Here is a 15,933-nt window from a genome sequence, read left to right as displayed (position 1 = left end):
GTGTGGGCGGTCCTCGGCCTGGTGGCGGCCGGCGCGCTCGCGTCGGCCGTCGCCGGCCTGGGCTGGGCCCGGCGGCACCTGCTGCTGGTCTCGGTGGTGGGGCGCAGCATGGAACCCACGCTGCGCGCCGGTGACCGGGTGCTGGCCCGGCGGGTCCCGCTGGACCGGGTGCGGGCCGGCGACGTCGTGGTGGTCCGCGCGCCCGAAGCGATGACCGCCGGGCGGCCCGGCCGGCCCGACGAGGGGCCGGGGCTGCTCATCAAGCGGGCGCACGCGGTGCCCGGCGACCCGGTGCCGGTGCAGCGGGTGCCGCTGCTGCGGCAGGGCGCCGAGGCCACCGTGCCGGCGGGGCGGCTCGTGGTGCTCGGCGACAACCCGCCCTTCAGCTACGACTCGCGCGAGTGCGGCTACATCCCCGAGCCGGACGTGCTCGGCGTGGTGATCCGGCCCCGCCTCGGCCGCTGACGAGGGAATGCCGCGCGACCGGGACCGGCCGCGCGGCACACCCGATCAGCAGAGAGTGGTCATCGTGCTGGCCCCGGCCGTGCAGTAGTAGCCGCACCCGCCGCAGTTCACCGCGCACGAGCCGCTGTAGCTGCACCGCTTGAGGTAGCAGGTGCCGCACACGGCGCACCACGGGTCCGGCGGACAGCCGGCCGCGGCCGTCACCTTCGGCACGAACACGCCGAGCATCCGCTCACCCAGGCTCTCGAGTCGACGGAACATTCGTTCACCTCCTTTCGACACCGGTCGATGCGGGGACGCTACGGCCGCCCGGTACACCGGGCCTACAGCGGCGGCCGGCGCCCGCCCGCGTCGATGTATCCCGGATGTATCCACCGCTGGAAGCGTGGGCCTCCCCGCGCCGAGGAGGTGGTACGGATGCGAGCGGTGGAGCTGACCGCGCGGCTGCTGCTGGCCCTGGTGTTCCTCACCGCCGTGATCGGCAAGCTGCGGACCCGGGCGGGTTTCGCCGGTTTCGTCACCTCGGTCGTCCAGTTCGGCGTGCCGCGCCGGTGGGCCGGTCCGGTCGCCCGGCTGGCGGTCGCCGCCGAGGCGGCCGTGGTGCTGCTGCTCGCCCTGCCCGGCACGGTGCCCGCCGGCCTGCTGCTCGCCGCCGGCCTGCTCGGTGTCCTCACCGCCGCGATCGCCCGCGCGCTGCGCCGCGGCGCCCGCCCGGCCTGCCGCTGCTTCGGCGCCGGCGACGCCCCGATCGGCGCCCGGCACGTGGCGCGCAACCTGGCCCTCGTCGCGGCGGCGCTGCTCGGCCTGCTGGCCGGGACGGTCGGCGGGCCGGCGCCGGGCCCGGGGGGCCTGCTGCTCGCCGCCGGGCTGGCGCTGCCGCTCGCCGCGCTGGTGGTCCGCCTCGACGACCTGGTCGCCCTGTTCGCCCCGAGCCCGCCCCGGGCGGCCCGCCCGGCCGGCCGCTCCTGACCACCCAAGGAGACCCCATGCCCCTGCTGACCGTCGCCGTCGTCCTCGTCGCCGCTCTCGGCGTGCTCAACCTGGTGCTGCTGCTCGGCGTGATCCGCCGGCTCCGGGAGCACACCGACCTGCTCAACGAGCGGCAGTCCGCGCCACCGGAGGTGATGCTGGAGGTCGGTTCCATCCCCGGCGACTTCGTCTCCACCACCGTGGACGGCCGCGTCCGGACCCGCGCCGACCTCCCGCCCATGACCCTCGTGGCGTTCATCTCCCCTGGCTGCGACCACTGCGAGGAGCAGCTGCCGTTGCTGCGTGAGCGGGCCGCCGAGATGCCCGGCGGCGCCGAGCACGTGTGGGTGGTCGTGGTCGGCAAGGGCCCGGAGACCCAGACGTACGCCGACCTGTTCACCGGCCTCGCCACGGTGTTCATCGAGCCCGGCAGCGGGCCACTGCCCACGGCGTTCGCGATCAAGGGCTTCCCGGCGTTCGGTCTGCTCGACGAGCGCGGCATCGTGGCGTCCACCGCCTTCGGCATCGCCCGGTTGGACCTGCCGGTGGCGCCGTGACCGAGCCACGGCTGACGCCCCGCCGGGCCGTCCGGCACGCCCGGGCGGCCCTCGGGCTCACCTGGCGGGCGGCCCCTGCCGGCACCCTTGTCGACCTGCTGCTCGCGCTGCTGGCCGGCGCCGCGCCGGTGGCCGTGGCCGGGCTGACCAAGCTCGTGCTGGACCGGCTCACCGGCGCGGCCGGCCGGGACCTGCCGCTGGCGCTGCTCGGGGCCGGCCTCGCCGGGGCGGCGGCGGCCGGTGTGGTCCTGCCGCACCTGCGCCGGTACGTCGAGGCCGAACGGACCCGGGCCGTGTCCCGCCTGGTGCGCCGCCGCCTGTTCGACGCCGTGTCCCGCCTCGTCGGCCTGGTACGCCTGGAGGACCCCGCCTACCAGGACCGCCTCCAGGCGGCCCAGCAGACCGGGCACCTCGGGCCGACGCAGCTCACCGGGAGCCTGCTCGGCGGGGCGCAGAGCGTCGTGGCGATCGGTGGCTTCCTCGGCGTGCTGCTCGCGCTGAGCCCGCTGACCGGCCTGCTGGTGCTGCTGGCCGCCCTGCCCACGCTGTGGATGCAGCTCCGGCTCAACCGGGCCCGCGCGGCCATGGTGCTGCGGCTGGAGCACTTCCAGCGGCGGGACCTGTTCTTCGCCCAGCTCATCACGGGGGTGCCGGCGGCGAAGGAGGTGCGGCTGTTCGGGCTGGGCCGGTTCTTCGGCGAACGGATGCTCGACGAGCTGCACGGCATGCACCGGGTCGAGCGCCGGTTGGACGCCCGGGAGACCCGAGCCCAGGCCCTGCTCGCGCTGCTCGGGGCCGTGGTGGCCGGCGTGGGTGTGGTCTGGGTGGTCACCCGGGCCGCCACCGGGCGGGTCGGCGTCGGCGACGTGGCCCTGTTCCTGGCGGCGGTGCCCGGCGTGCAGGGCGCGCTCGGCGCCCTGGTCGGCCAGGTCGGGTCCGTCCACCAGGCGCTGCTGCTGTTCGACCACTACGACGAGGTGGTCCGCGCCGAGTCCGACCTGCCGGTCCCGGCCGCGCCGCGTCCCGTGCCACCGTTGCGGCAGGGCATCGAGCTGCGGGACGTCTGGTTCCGCTACTCCCCGGAGCACCCCTGGGTGCTGCGCGGGGTGGACCTGGTCCTGCCGGCCGGCGCGACCACCGCCCTGGTCGGGCTCAACGGCGCCGGGAAGAGCACGCTGGTCAAGCTGCTCTGCCGGTTCTACGACCCGGAGCGCGGCGCCATCCTCTGGGACGGCGTCGACCTGCGCGAGTTCGACCCGGCGGCGCTGCGCAAGCGGCTCGGGGCCGTGTTCCAGGACTTCATGCCGTACGACCTCACCGCCACGGAGAACATCGCCGTCGGTGACCTCACCGCCCGCGACGACCCGGACCGGCTGCGGGCCGCCGCGCGGCAGGCCGGCGTGGACGGAGCGCTGGCCGCGCTGCCGCACGGGTACGACACCCTGCTCACCCGGATCTTCTTCGGCGGGCCGGACCGGGACGACCCGCGTGCCGGGGTGGTGCTCTCCGGCGGGCAGTGGCAGCGGGTGGCGTTGGCCCGGGGCTTCCTGCGGGCCGACCGGGACCTGCTCGTCCTCGACGAGCCCAGCTCGGGGCTGGACGCCGAGGCCGAGCACGACCTGCACACCCGGCTGCGCACGCTGCGCCGGGGCCGGACCAGCCTGCTCGTCTCGCACCGGCTCAACGCGGTCCGGGACGCCGACGCCATCGTGGTGCTCGCTGACGGGCGGGTGGCCGAGCACGGCGACCACGACACGCTGCTCGCCGCCGGCGGCGGGTACGCCCGGCTCTTCGCCCTGCAAGCCCGCGGCTACCGCCAGGACACCCCACCACCCGACGCCACACCGGACACCGCCCGGCCCGCCGCCGGGCCGGAGGCCGAGCCGACGGCTGCCCCCGTGGCCGCGGCGTAACGGCGACCGCCCACACACCCGCGCCCGCCGCCGTCGGTGGGACGCCAGAAAGGCTTCCCGGGTGGTTTGACCTCCATGGCGTTCCACCGAGCCGGCCGGGACCGCACGCGTGCGGCGCCGCGCCGACCAGCGCGCCGGCCGTCCTGCGGGGGCGGGGGTCAGCTGGCGTGCAGGTGGGCGGGACCGTGCAGGCGGCAGTGGTCGGCGCGCAGGAGCCGGGCCAGCCGGGCGAGCGTGGCGTGCGGGCCGTCGCCGAGCCGCCGCGCGGCCGCCCGCAGCGCCCGCGGCAGCCCCTGGCAGAGCGCCACCACGGCGGCGGCCGCGGCCGGCTCGCCGTCGACCCGGCGGTCGCCGACCAGCGCGCGCAGCAGCGCGAGCCCGTCGCACGGCGGCAGCGGGTCCAGCCGCAGCGCCCGGCCGTGCCCGTCGGGCAGCCGCGCGCGGCCGGTCACCAGGAGGGCGCAGCCGCCGCGTGCCGGCAGCAGGCCCTCCACCTGCGCCGGGCCGGCGGCGTTGTCGAGCACGAGCAGCACCCGCCGGCCGAACAGCGCGGAACGGACCCGGGCCTGTGCCTCGGCCACTGTGGTCGGCTCCGGGTCGGACGTCGGGCACAGCGCCCGCAGCACCCGGCCGGCCACCTGGCGCGGCGGCAACGGCTCGCCGGCCACCGAGCCGCCGAGGTCGAGGTGGAGCTGCCCGTCGGGAAAGGCGTCCAGCGCGGCGGTCGCGGCGCGCAGGGCCAGGGCGGACTTGCCGGCGCCGGCCGGGCCGTGCACGGACAGCACCACCGGCCGGTCCCGGTCCCGGGCCAGCGCGGCGCCGAGCTGGGCCAGCTCGGCGTGCCGGCCGACGAACGGCCCGGGGGCGTACGGCAGCTCGTGCGGGACCGCCGTGGCACGGGTCGGGGCGGCGGGTCGGCCGGCGTCGGGTCGTGACCCGGGTCCGGCGTGGACGACGGCGCGGTACCGCGCGGTCAGCTCCGGACCGGGCGCCACGCCCAGCTCACCGGCGAGCGCCCGGCAGGCCCGGCGGTACGTCCCCAGCGCGGCGGCCCGGTCACCGGCCCGCTGCTCGGCGCTCATCAGGAGGGCCCAGCCGGTCTCCCGCAGCGGGTTCTCGGCCAGGTGCTCGCGGAGCAGGCTGCGCAGCTCGGCGGAGCCGCGGTCGCCCAGCTCCAGCCGGCAGGCGGCGTACGCCTCCCGGGCCACGGCCCGGCGCTCGCGCAACCGGTCGTACGCGGCCGCGGTGTCCGGCCCGTACGCCGGCGGCGGCGCCTCGGCCGACCAGAGCGCGAGGGCGCGGCCCAGCCGGTCCACCGCGACGGCCGCCGCTCCCCGGGCCTGGGCGGCCAGGCCCTCGGCGGTGAGCCGCTCGAACTCGGCGGCGTCCAGCTCGCCCGGCCCGGTGCGCAGCAGGTAGCCGCCGCCCTCCGCCCGGAGCCGGGGCGGCTCGCCCGGCCCGGCGAGCAGCCGGCGCAGCTGGCTGGCGTGGCTGCGCAGGTTCGCCACGGCCGACGCCGGTGGTCGGCCGCCCCACAGCTCCTCGCGGAGCCGTTCGACCGGCACCGGCGTGCCGGAGTGCAGCAACAGGACCATCAGCAGCGCGGTCGGGCGGCCCGGGGGCAGCCGCAGCCACCGCCCGTCGCGGCACGCTCGCACCGGACCGAGGATCTGCAGCGTCAGGCCCATACGTCCTCCGTGCGCCCCCGCGGGCCGGCCGGCCCGACCCCGCACCTCCGTGAAACAACAATGTTAATCGATGGAAGCCGTGTGTCATGGAATTTGTTCGGACAGTGACGGTGTCTGCGGCCGCAATCCCCGCTTGTGCAGGTTCATGCGCCACACCGTATGAACTTGCAGCAGCGGATCATCGCTGCTAGCCTTCTTTGCATAGTCATGCGGAGGTGAGTATGGGCATCCGAGTCGCGGTCGCGGGCGCGAGCGGGTACGCCGGCGGCGAGCTGCTCCGGCTGCTCGCCGGGCACCCGGAGTTCGAGCTGGTCGCGGCCACCGCGCACGCCTCGGCCGGCCGGCCCGTCGCCGCCGTGCACCCGCAGCTCGCCGGGCTGGACCTGGTGTTCGGGGCGACCGACCCGGCCACCCTGGCCGACGCGGACCTGGTCTTCCTGGCCCTGCCGCACGGGCAGTCGGCGGCCCTCGCCGCAGCCCTGCCCGGCGCGGTCAAGGTGGTCGACCTCGGCGCGGACCACCGGCTGCGCGACGCCGGCGCCTGGGCCCGCTACTACGGCGGCGAGCACGCCGGCGCCTGGACCTACGGGCTGCCCGAGCTGCCCGGCCAGCGCGCCGCGATCGCGGCGGCCACCCGGGTCGCGAGCACCGGCTGCTACGCGGTCGCCACCACCCTGGCGCTCGCGCCGCTGATCGCCGCGGGCGCCGTCCTCCCCACCGACGTGGTGGTGGTCGCCGCCTCCGGCACCTCCGGCGCCGGCCGGGCCGCCAAGCCCCACCTGCTCGGCAGCGAGGTGATGGGCGACCTGTCGCCCTACAAGGTCGGCGCCCACCAGCACGTGCCGGAGATCAAGCAGGCCACCGGGGCGACCAGCCTCTCCTTCACCCCGGTCCTGGCCCCCATGCCGCGGGGCATCCTGGCCACCGTCACCGCGGTGCCCGCCGGCGACGCCGACCCGCGCGAGGTGCTCGCGGCGGCGTACGCCGACGCGCCCTTCGTGCACGTGCTGCCGGAGGGGACCTGGCCGCACACCGCCGCCACCGCGGGCGGGAACTCCTGCCACCTCCAGGCCACGGTCGACGCCGACTCCGGCCGGGTGATCGTGGTCAGCGCCGTCGACAACCTCGGCAAGGGCGCGGCCGGCCAGGCCGTGCAGAACGCCAACCTGATGTTCGGCCTCCCCGAGACCACCGGACTCTCCGCGTTCGGAGTGGCACCGTGAGCGCGAGGAGTGCAGCGAAGCGGAGCGCCGTAGTCGCGAACGAAAGGACGGCCCAGTGACCGTCACCAGCCCTCGGGGCTTCCGCGCCGCCGGCGTGGCCGCCGGCCTGAAGGCCAGCGGCGCCGGCGACGTCGCCCTCGTCGTCAACGACGGCCCCGACGCCGGGGTCGCCGGCGTCTTCACCGCCAACCGGGTCAAGGCCGCCCCGGTGCTCTGGAGCCAGCAGGTCGTCCGGGGCGGCGTGGTCCGCGCCGTGGTGCTCAACTCCGGCGGCGCCAACGCCTGCACCGGCCCGGCCGGCTTCCAGGACACCCACGCGACCGCCGAGCACACCGCCGCCGTGCTCACCGCCAGCAGCCCCCGGCTCATGGTCGGCGCCGGCGAGGTGGCGGTCTGCTCCACCGGCCTGATCGGCGAGCGCCTGCCCATGCAGAAGCTCCTCCCGGGCGTCCGCGACGCGGTGCGCGGCCTGTCCCGCGACGGCGGCGGGCCGGCCGCCGAGGCGATCATGACCACCGACACCCGGCCCAAGACCACGGTGGCCCGGGGCAGCGGCTGGACCGTCGGCGGCATGGCCAAGGGCGCCGGCATGCTCGCCCCGGCCATGGCCACCATGCTCTGCGTGCTCACCACCGACGCGGTGGCCGGGCCGGAGACCCTGGACGCCGCGCTGCGCGCCGCCACCCGGGTCACCTTCGACCGGATCGACTCCGACGGCTGCATGTCCACCAACGACACGGTGCTGCTGCTGGCCAGCGGCGCCTCCGGCATCGAGCCCACCGCCGCCGAGCTGACCGACGCGGTGACCGCGGCCTGCCACGACCTGGCCCAGCAGCTGATCGCCGACGCCGAGGGCGCCACCAAGCAGATCGCCATCGAGGTGGCCGGCGCCGCCGACGAGGACGACGCCGTCGAGGTGGGTCGCTCGGTGGCCCGGAACAACCTGGTCAAGACCGCGCTGTTCGGCAACGACCCGAACTGGGGCCGGATCCTCGCGGCCGTCGGCACCACCGCCGCCGCGTTCGAGCCGGACGGCGTGGACGTCGCGGTCAACGGGATCTGGGTCTGCCGGGGCGGCGCCGCCGCCGAGGACCGGGCCAAGGTCGACCTCACCGGCCGGGACGTCACCATCCGCATCGACCTGCACGCCGGCGACGCGGCGGCGACGATCTGGACCAACGACCTGTCGCACGCGTACGTGCACGAGAACTCGGCGTACTCGTCATGAGTCTCACCGCCGACCTCACCCGGGCCCAGGCCAAGGCCGAGACGCTGATCGAGGCCCTGCCCTGGCTGGCCCGCTTCTCCGGCGCCACCGTCGTGGTCAAGTACGGCGGCAACGCCATGGTCGACCCCGAGCTCCAGCGGGCGTTCGCCGCGGACATGGTCTTCCTCCGGTACGCCGGCCTCAAGCCGGTCGTCGTGCACGGCGGCGGCCCGCAGATCTCCGCCATGCTCGGCCGGCTCGGCATCGCCAGCGAGTTCAAGGGCGGCCTGCGGGTCACCACACCCGAGGCCATGGACGTGGTCCGGATGGTTCTCGTGGGTCAGGTCGGCCGGGAACTGGTCGGGCTGATCAACGCGCACGGCCCGTTCGCCGTCGGCCTCTCCGGCGAGGACGCCGGCCTGTTCACGGCGGTGCGCCGCCCGGCGTACGTGGACGGGGAGCCGGTCGACGTCGGGCAGGTCGGCGACGTGGAGTCGGTCGACGTCTCGGCGGTGGCCGACCTCATCGCGGCCGGCCGGATCCCCGTCATCTCCACCGTCGCGCCCGACGCCGACGGGGTGCTGCACAACCTCAACGCGGACACGGCCGCGGCCGCGCTGGCCGTCGCCCTCGACGCCCGCAAGCTGGTCGTCCTCACCGACGTGCCCGGCCTCTACGCCGACTGGCCCGACACGGCCAGCCTGGTCAGCGAGATCACCACGGACGACCTGGCGAAGCTGCTGCCGTCCCTGGAGTCCGGGATGGTCCCCAAGATGGAGGCCTGCTTGCGGGCGGTGCGCGGGGGAGTGCCCGCCGCGCACGTCGTCGACGGCCGGGTCGCCCACTCCACGCTCCTCGAAGTGTTCACCTCGGAAGGATTCGGCACGATGGTGGTGGCGGAATGAGCACGCTGGTGCAGCGCTGGGGCGCCGCCATGATGGACAACTACGGCACCCCGCCGCTGGCGCTCGTCGCGGGCTCCGGCGCCGTCGTGGTCGACGAGGCCGGCCGGGAGTACGTCGACCTGCTCGGCGGCATCGCGGTCAACGCCCTCGGCCACGCCCACCCGGCCGTGGTGGCCGCCGTGTCCAAGCAGGTCGCCACCCTCGGGCACGTGTCGAACCTGTTCGTCGCCGAGCCGCCGGTGGCCCTGGCCGAGCTGCTGCTGGCCCTGGCCGGCCGCCCCGGCCGGGTGTTCCTCGCCAACTCCGGCGCCGAGGCCAACGAGGCCGCGTTCAAGCTCTCCCGGCTCACCGGGCGCACCCACGTGGTGGCCACCCACGGCGGCTTCCACGGCCGCACCATGGGCGCCCTGGCGCTGACCGGCCAGCCGGCCAAGGCCGACCCGTTCCGCCCGCTGCCCGGCGAGGTCACCCACGTGCCGTACGGGGACGCCGCCGCCCTGGCCGCGGCGGTCACCGACGCCACCGCCATGGTGATCGTCGAGCCGATCCAGGGCGAGAACGGCGTCGTCGTCCCGCCGCCCGGCTACCTGGCCGAGGCCCGCCGGATCACCGCCGCGCACGGCGCGCTGCTGGTGCTCGACGAGGTGCAGACCGGCGTCGGCCGCACCGGGCACTGGTTCGCCCACCAGGCCGAGGGCGTCGAGCCGGACGTCGTCACCCTGGCCAAGGGGCTCGGCGGCGGGCTGCCGCTCGGCGCCTGCCTGGCCTTCGGGCGGGCCGCCGACCTGCTCACGCCCGGCTCGCACGGCACCACGTTCGGGGGAAACCCGGTCAGTTGCGCCGCCGCGCTCGCCGTGGTCGCCACCATTGCCAACGAGGGGCTGCTCGACCACGTGAAGCGGATCGGGGAGCGGCTGCGGCGCGGCGTCGAGGGGCTCGGCCACCCGCTCGTCACCGAGGTCCGCGGCGCCGGCCTGCTGCTCGGCATCGTGCTCGACGCGCCGGTCTCCGGCGCGGTGAGCGGCGCGCTGCGCGAGGCGGGCTTCCTGGTCAACCCGGTGCAGCCGGGCGTGGTCCGGCTCGCCCCGCCGCTGATCCTCACCGCCGAGCAGGCCGACGCCTTCGTCGCCGCGCTGCCCGCCGCGCTGGACGCCGCGGCGCCCGCCCCCACCACCACGGAGGTCCCCGCATGACCCGGCACTTCCTCCGCGACGACGACCTCACGCCCGCCGAGCAGGCCGCCGTGCTCGACCTGGCCGCCCGGATGAAGGCCGACCGGTACGCGTACAAGCCCCTGGCCGGCCCCAGGTCGGTGGCGGTGCTCTTCGACAAGCAGAGCCTGCGCACCCGGATCTCCTTCGACGCGGGCATCGCCGAGCTGGGCGGGCACCCGCTCGTGGTGGACACCCAGGTCACCCACTTCGGGCGGGGCGAGACCCTCGCCGACGCCGGGCGGGTGTTGTCCCGCTACGTGGCCGCGATCGTGCTGCGCACCCACGGCGACGACCGGATCGCGGAGGTCGCCACGCACGCCGCCGTCCCGGTGGTCAACGCGCTCACCGACACCTACCACCCCTGCCAGCTCCTCGCCGACCTGCTCACCGTCCGGGAACGCTTCGGCGCCACCGCCGGGCGCACCCTGGCGTACCTGGGGGACGCGGCGAACAACATGGCGCACTCCTATCTGCTGGCCGGGGCGACCGCCGGGATGCACGTGCGGATCGCCGGCCCGGCCGGCTTCCAGCCGGATCCGGAGATCGTCGCCCGGGCCGAGAAGATCGCCGCCGGCACCGGCGGTTCGGTCCAGGTGCTGACCGACCCGGTGGAGGCCGTCCGCGCGGCCGACGTGGTCGCCACCGACACCTGGACGTCGATGGGGCAGGAGTCCGACGGCCTGGACCGGATCACGCCGTTCCTGCCCTACCAGGTCAACGACGCGTTGCTGGGCCACGCCGCCGCCGACGTGATCGTGCTGCACTGCCTGCCCGCCCACCGGGGCGAGGAGATCACCGACGAGGTGCTCGACGGGCCGCACAGCGCCGTGTTCGACCAGGCGGAGAATCGCCTGCACGCCCAGAAGGCGCTGCTGACGTTTCTCCTGGAGGCATCATGACCGCCCCGCTGACCCGTGCCGCGCGGCACGCCCGCATCGTCGAGCTGATCCGCGACAAGGCCATCCACTCGCAGACCGAGCTGGCCGACCTGCTCGCCGGTGACGGCATCCAGGTCACCCAGGCCACCCTCTCCCGGGACCTCAAGGAGCTGGGTGCGGTCACGGCGCGCGGCGGCGACGGGCGGGGCGTCTACCTCATCCCCGAGGACGGCCACCGGCCGCTGCGCGAGGCCGAGGCCGCGCCGGCCCGCCTCGTCCGGCTGCTGCGCGAGCTGCTCAACGGGGTCGACTCCAGCGGCAACATCGCCGTGCTGCGCACCCCGCCGGGCGCAGCCCATTACCTGGCCAGCGCGTTGGACCGCGCGGGCCTGTCCGAGATCGTCGGCACCATCGCCGGCGACGACACCATCCTCGTCGTGGCCCGCGAGGCCGACGGCGGCGCCGCGTTGGGCGACAAGCTCGCCGCGTGGGCACGCCGGGAAGAGAACGTTGAAGGGAGCACCACACCATGACCGAGCGGGTCGTCCTGGCGTACTCCGGGGGTCTCGACACCTCCGTCGCCATTCCCTACCTGGCCGAGCAGACCGGCGCCGAGGTGATCGCCGTGGCGGTCGACGTCGGCCAGGGTGGCGAGGACCTGAACGCCATCCGGCAGCGCGCCCTGGACTGCGGCGCCGTCGAGTCCGAGGTGGTCGACGCGCGCGACGAGTTCGCCGCCGAGTACTGCCTGCCGGCGATCCGGGCCAACGCCCTCTACATGGACCGCTACCCGCTGGTCTCCGCGCTGTCCCGGCCGCTGATCGTCAAGCACCTGGTGGCCGCGGCCAAGAAGCACGGCGGCACCATCGTGTCGCACGGCTGCACCGGCAAGGGCAACGACCAGGTCCGCTTCGAGGTCGGCCTGAACGCGCTCGCCCCCGACCTGAAGATCATCGCCCCGGCGCGCGACTTCGCCTGGACCCGGGACAAGGCGATCGCCTTCGCCGAGGAGAAGGGCCTGCCGATCGACGTGTCGGCGAAGTCGCCGTACTCCATCGACCAGAACCTGTGGGGCCGCGCGGTGGAGACCGGCTTCCTGGAGGACATCTGGAACGGCCCGATCGAGGACCTCTACTCCTACACGTCCGACCCGGCCCAGGAGCGCGACGCCGACGAGGTGGTCATCACCTTCGACGCCGGCGTGCCGGTCGCCGTCGACGGCGAGACGGTCACCCCGTACCAGGCGATCCTGGAGCTCAACCGACGCGCCGGCGCCCAGGGCGTCGGCCGGCTCGACATGGTCGAGGACCGCCTGGTCGGCATCAAGAGCCGCGAGGTCTACGAGGCCCCCGGCGCGATCGCGCTGATCGCCGCCCACCAGGAGCTGGAGGCGGTCACCGTCGAGCGGGACCTGGCCCGGTTCAAGCGCGGCGTCGACCAGCGCTGGGGCGAGCTGGTCTACGACGGCCTCTGGTTCTCGCCGCTGAAGAAGGCGCTCGACGCGTTCATCGACGACGCCCAGCAGCACGTCTCCGGCGAGGTGCGGCTCACCCTGCACGGCGGCCGGGCCACCGTCACGGGCCGGCGCTCCGAGGCCAGCCTCTACGACTTCGGCATGGCCACCTACGACACGGGCGACACCTTCGACCAGTCCCTCGCCAAGGGCTTCGTGCAGCTCTGGGGCCTGCCCAGCAAGATGGCCGCCGCGCGGGACGCCCGGCTGGGCGGCTCCTGATCGTGAACAGCACAATGGGTGGGGTGGACGACAAGAGCCTGACCGAGAACAGCGCCCCCGCCAACCGCACGAGCCTCTGGGGCGGCCGGTTCGCCGGCGGCCCCGCCGAGGCGCTCGCGCGGCTGTCGGTGAGCGTCCAGTTCGACTGGCGCCTCGCCCCGTACGACATCGCCGGCTCCCGGGCGCACGCCCGGGTCCTGGCCGGCGCCGGCCTGCTCGACCCCGACGAGCTGGGGCGGATCCTGGCCGCGCTGGACGACCTGGAGGCCGCGTGCGCCGCCGGGACGTTCCGCCCCACCGTCGACGACGAGGACGTGCACACCGCCCTGGAGCGCGGCCTGCTGGAGCGGCTCGGCAGCCTCGGCGGCAAGCTGCGCGCCGGCCGCTCCCGCAACGACCAGGTCGCCACCGACCTGCGGCTCTACCTGCGCGACCACGCCCGCGGCGTGGCCGCCCGGCTGGTCGAGCTGGCCGAGGCCCTGGTCGAGCAGGCGGAACGGCACGTGGACACCGCCGCGCCCGGCATGACCCACCTCCAGCACGCCCAGCCGGTCACCTTCGGGCACTGGCTGCTCGCCCACGTGCAGCCGCTGCTGCGGGACCTGGAACGGCTGCGTGACTGGGACCACCGGTGCGCCGTCAGCCCGCTCGGCGCCGGCGCGCTCGCCGGCTCCGGCCTGCCGCTGGACCCGGTGGCGGTCGCCAAGGAGCTGGGCTTCCGCACGTCCTTCGCCAACTCGATGGACGCGGTGGCCGACCGGGACTTCGTCGCCGAGTTCCTCTTCGTCACCGCCATGATCGGCGTGCACCTGTCCCGCCTCGGCGAGGAGGTGGTGCTCTGGACGTCGCAGGAGTTCGGCTGGGTCGAGCTGGACGACGCGTTCGCCACCGGATCGTCGATCATGCCGCAGAAGAAGAACGCGGACATCGCCGAGCTGGCCCGGGGCAAGTCCGGCCGGCTGGTCGGCGGCCTGATGAGCGTGCTCACCATGCTCAAGGGCCTGCCGATGACCTACGACCGGGACATGCAGGAGGACAAGGAGCCCGCCTTCGACGCGGTGGACACCCTGGAGCTGCTGCTGCCCGCCCTCGCCGGGATGATCTCCACGATGACCGTCCGGGTCGACCGCCTGGTGCCCTCGGCGCCGGCGGGCTACTCGCTGGCCACCGAGGTCGCCGACTGGCTGGTCCGCCGGAACGTGCCGTTCCGGGAGGCGCACGAGATCACCGGCCGGCTGGTGGCGCTCTGCGTGGCCCGCGACTGCGCCCTGGACGAGGTCTCCGACGACGATCTCGCCGCGGTCAGCGAGCACCTCGACCCCTCGGTGCGGGACGTGCTCTCCGTGCGCTCCGCCCTGGCCGCCCGCACCACCCCCGGCTCCACCGGCCCGGGGCCGGTGGCCGACCAGCTCGCCACCGCCGCCGACAAGCTGGCCGGCTGGCGGGACTGGGCCGCCGAGCGGGTCGTGCCCCGCTAGACCCGACGCCCCGCGCGGTGGCCCCGGCCGCCGCGCGGGGTCAGGCCGTCGGCCGCTCGCGCCTGGGCAGCTTCGCCACCACCGCGTCGTACGACCCGTCGACGGCCTCGATCAGTTCGTCGTCCGGGATGCCGCCTCCGAGCCGCAGCGTGTTCCAGCCGGAGCGGCCGATGTAGGGGGAGGAGCGGGCGTCGTCGGGGAACCGGTGCAGCCACTCGTCGGCCACCTCCCGGGACGGGCCGCACTTGAGCCCCACCCGGGCCTCGCCATCGGGTGAGCCGAGGAACGCGAAGATGCGGCTGCCGACCTTTACCACCTCGTCGCCCTCCCACGGCCGGTCCAGCCAGGCGCCCGGCTTGGCCAGGCAGTAGGACAGCATCTCCTCGCGCGTCATCGCACCCCTCCCGTGCCGTTCACCGGGACAGTCTCACCCGCCGCTGTGACAGTCGCCGGGCACCGCCACCTCGCCGATCCCCGGTGGACCGAGGTCAGTCGCCGGTGCCGGTGCGCACGGTGAGCCGCTCGTAGCGCTGCCGGGCCGCCTGCGCGCTGCCCAACCCCAGCCCGAAGGCGATCGCCTGCCAGGTCATGCCGCGGCCGCGCGCCACCTGCAGCAGCCCCGCCTCCAGCGCGTCGACCTCGGCGCGCACGTGCGGGATCAGGGTCAGCGCGGCCATGAGGTCGGCCTGGTCGACCGGCTCCTCGCCCTCCGCCAGCTCCGCCCCGCCCGCGAGTGCCATCACCAGCGTCGCCGCCTCGTAGGCGTCGGGGACGTCGGGGTGCGCGTAGCGCCGGCGGCGGGCGTCGGTGCCGGCGTGCCGCTCGGCGATCCGCAGCAGCGCCGCGTAGTTGCGGTGCGCCCGGGCCTGGGCAGCATCCGGAGCGGCGAACGGGTCGTTGTCCATGGTGACCATGCCGTCGATCCCACACCCTTGAACGGCATTTTGTCAACACCCCGTTGAAAGCAATCTGTGCTCATCTTCCGGCTTCCGGCTAGGGTTTCCCGGTGACCACGACCGACCTCTCCGCCCTCTCCGACCTGCTCGCCGGCCCGGTGGTTCCCGCCGCCCGCGGGTTGCTCGGCTGCCGGCTCACCGGGCACGGGGTCACCGTCCGGATCACCGAGGTCGAGGCGTACGCGGGCACCGCCGGTGACCCGGCCTCACACGCCCACCGGGGCCGCACCCCGCGCAACGCGGTGATGTTCGGCCCCGCCGGGCACGCCTACGTCTACTTCACCTACGGGATGCACTGGTGCGTGAACGTGGTGACCGGACCGGACGGGGAGGCCTCGGCGGTGCTGCTGCGGGCCGGTGAGGTGGTCGACGGCCTCGACGCCGCCCGGGAACGCCGCCCGGCCGTACGCCGGGACGTGGATCTCGCGCGCGGGCCGGCCCGGCTCTGCGCGGCGCTCGGCATCGACCGGACCGTCTACGGCGCCGACCTGCTCGGCGACGGCCCGGTGCGGCTGCGGCCCCCGCTCGCGCCGGTGCCCGCGGCGGCGGTCACCGCCGGTCCCCGGGTCGGCGTCACGGGCGCCCACGACGTGCCCTGGCGCTTCTGGCTCACGGGCGACCCGACGGTGAGCGCGTACCGGCGCCACGTGCCCCGGACGCGACGCTGATTCGCGCTCGGCGCGGCGGGTGGGAATCCTGTCGGTGGGTGTGGCGATAATCACGTCACCTGTCGACGAGGGAGGAC

Annotated in this window: 17 protein-coding genes; 13 read left to right on the top strand and 4 right to left on the bottom strand. The window is 75.5% G+C overall.

Features of this window, described 5'->3' with window-relative positions:
• On the top strand, window positions 1–465 hold the full coding sequence (locus ABZW14_RS26810) for a S26 family signal peptidase (RefSeq protein WP_355351514.1): 465 nt from the start codon (window positions 1–3) through the stop codon (window positions 463–465).
• 45 nt (window positions 466–510) lie between these two features.
• Here the strand turns inward: ABZW14_RS26810 and ABZW14_RS26805 are convergent, their stop codons facing one another.
• Complete coding sequence (locus tag ABZW14_RS26805) at window positions 511–726, bottom strand: hypothetical protein (protein WP_151461614.1); 216 nt, start codon at window positions 724–726, stop codon at window positions 511–513.
• A 156-nt stretch (window positions 727–882) separates the two neighbouring features.
• On the opposite strand from ABZW14_RS26805, the gene ABZW14_RS26800 reads away from it, so the two are divergent.
• The 3 genes from ABZW14_RS26800 to ABZW14_RS26790 are packed head-to-tail and all read left to right on the top strand — an operon-like array spanning window position 883 to window position 3,904.
• Entirely contained in the window at window positions 883–1,434 is a 552-nt protein-coding gene (locus ABZW14_RS26800; protein WP_355351512.1) for a MauE/DoxX family redox-associated membrane protein, read from the top strand.
• Between the two features lie 17 nt (window positions 1,435–1,451).
• Window positions 1,452–1,991 carry a hypothetical protein gene (locus ABZW14_RS26795; protein WP_355351510.1) on the top strand — a complete coding sequence of 180 codons (540 nt, stop codon included), beginning with the start codon at window positions 1,452–1,454 and terminating at the stop codon, window positions 1,989–1,991.
• Complete coding sequence (locus ABZW14_RS26790; protein ID WP_355351508.1) at window positions 1,988–3,904, top strand: ABC transporter ATP-binding protein; 1,917 nt, start codon at window positions 1,988–1,990, stop codon at window positions 3,902–3,904. Before ABZW14_RS26795 ends, ABZW14_RS26790 begins: the two co-directional genes overlap by 4 nt.
• A gap of 158 nt (window positions 3,905–4,062) precedes the next feature.
• Here ABZW14_RS26790 and ABZW14_RS26785 read toward each other — a convergent pair whose 3' ends face one another.
• Complete coding sequence (locus ABZW14_RS26785; protein WP_355351506.1) at window positions 4,063–5,592, bottom strand: AfsR/SARP family transcriptional regulator; 1,530 nt, start codon at window positions 5,590–5,592, stop codon at window positions 4,063–4,065.
• A 221-nt stretch (window positions 5,593–5,813) separates the two neighbouring features.
• Here ABZW14_RS26785 and argC point away from each other — a divergent pair, with 221 nt between their 5' ends.
• The 8 genes from argC to argH are packed head-to-tail and all read left to right on the top strand — an operon-like array spanning window position 5,814 to window position 14,232.
• Window positions 5,814–6,815: an N-acetyl-gamma-glutamyl-phosphate reductase gene (gene argC / locus ABZW14_RS26780; RefSeq protein WP_355351504.1), complete on the top strand. Its 1,002-nt coding sequence runs from the start codon at window positions 5,814–5,816 to the stop codon at window positions 6,813–6,815.
• Between the two features lie 55 nt (window positions 6,816–6,870).
• A complete protein-coding gene (argJ, locus tag ABZW14_RS26775) occupies window positions 6,871–8,043 on the top strand; it encodes a bifunctional glutamate N-acetyltransferase/amino-acid acetyltransferase ArgJ (RefSeq protein ID WP_355351502.1) in 1,173 nt (390 codons plus the stop codon).
• On the top strand, window positions 8,040–8,927 hold the full coding sequence (gene argB, locus ABZW14_RS26770; protein WP_154225885.1) for an acetylglutamate kinase: 888 nt from the start codon (window positions 8,040–8,042) through the stop codon (window positions 8,925–8,927). Before argJ ends, argB begins: the two co-directional genes overlap by 4 nt.
• Window positions 8,924–10,120, top strand: a complete 1,197-nt coding sequence (locus ABZW14_RS26765; protein ID WP_355351500.1) for an acetylornithine transaminase — start codon at window positions 8,924–8,926, stop codon at window positions 10,118–10,120. Before argB ends, ABZW14_RS26765 begins: the two co-directional genes overlap by 4 nt.
• Window positions 10,117–11,040, top strand: a complete 924-nt coding sequence (gene argF, locus ABZW14_RS26760) for an ornithine carbamoyltransferase (RefSeq protein ID WP_355351498.1) — start codon at window positions 10,117–10,119, stop codon at window positions 11,038–11,040. The genes ABZW14_RS26765 and argF overlap by 4 nt, the downstream gene beginning before the upstream one ends.
• Entirely contained in the window at window positions 11,037–11,552 is a 516-nt protein-coding gene (locus tag ABZW14_RS26755) for an arginine repressor (protein WP_355351496.1), read from the top strand. The genes argF and ABZW14_RS26755 overlap by 4 nt, the downstream gene beginning before the upstream one ends.
• Window positions 11,549–12,754 carry an argininosuccinate synthase gene (locus tag ABZW14_RS26750; protein ID WP_355351494.1) on the top strand — a complete coding sequence of 402 codons (1,206 nt, stop codon included), beginning with the start codon at window positions 11,549–11,551 and terminating at the stop codon, window positions 12,752–12,754. The genes ABZW14_RS26755 and ABZW14_RS26750 overlap by 4 nt, the downstream gene beginning before the upstream one ends.
• 14 nt (window positions 12,755–12,768) lie before the next feature.
• Window positions 12,769–14,232, top strand: a complete 1,464-nt coding sequence (gene argH, locus ABZW14_RS26745) for an argininosuccinate lyase (RefSeq protein WP_355351612.1) — start codon at window positions 12,769–12,771, stop codon at window positions 14,230–14,232.
• 40 nt (window positions 14,233–14,272) lie between these two features.
• Here the strand turns inward: argH and ABZW14_RS26740 are convergent, their stop codons facing one another.
• Both ABZW14_RS26740 and ABZW14_RS26735 read right to left on the bottom strand, forming a co-directional pair.
• Window positions 14,273–14,626 (bottom strand): MmcQ/YjbR family DNA-binding protein, encoded by a 354-nt coding sequence (locus tag ABZW14_RS26740; protein WP_355351492.1) that lies wholly within the window; start codon window positions 14,624–14,626, stop codon window positions 14,273–14,275.
• A 94-nt stretch (window positions 14,627–14,720) separates the two neighbouring features.
• Window positions 14,721–15,146, bottom strand: a complete 426-nt coding sequence (locus ABZW14_RS26735) for a DNA-binding protein (protein ID WP_355351490.1) — start codon at window positions 15,144–15,146, stop codon at window positions 14,721–14,723.
• 92 nt (window positions 15,147–15,238) lie between these two features.
• On the opposite strand from ABZW14_RS26735, the gene ABZW14_RS26730 reads away from it, so the two are divergent.
• Window positions 15,239–15,856, top strand: coding sequence for a DNA-3-methyladenine glycosylase (locus ABZW14_RS26730; RefSeq protein ID WP_355351488.1), 618 nt, complete (start codon window positions 15,239–15,241; stop codon window positions 15,854–15,856).
• Window positions 15,857–15,933 lie beyond the last annotated feature (77 nt).

The organism is Micromonospora sp. NPDC004551, from assembly GCF_040609975.1.
Classification (GTDB): Bacteria; Actinomycetota; Actinomycetes; order Mycobacteriales; family Micromonosporaceae; genus Micromonospora.
The sequence above is the reverse complement of the archived record's forward strand: the minus strand, read 5'-3'. Positions and strand labels throughout refer to the sequence as shown.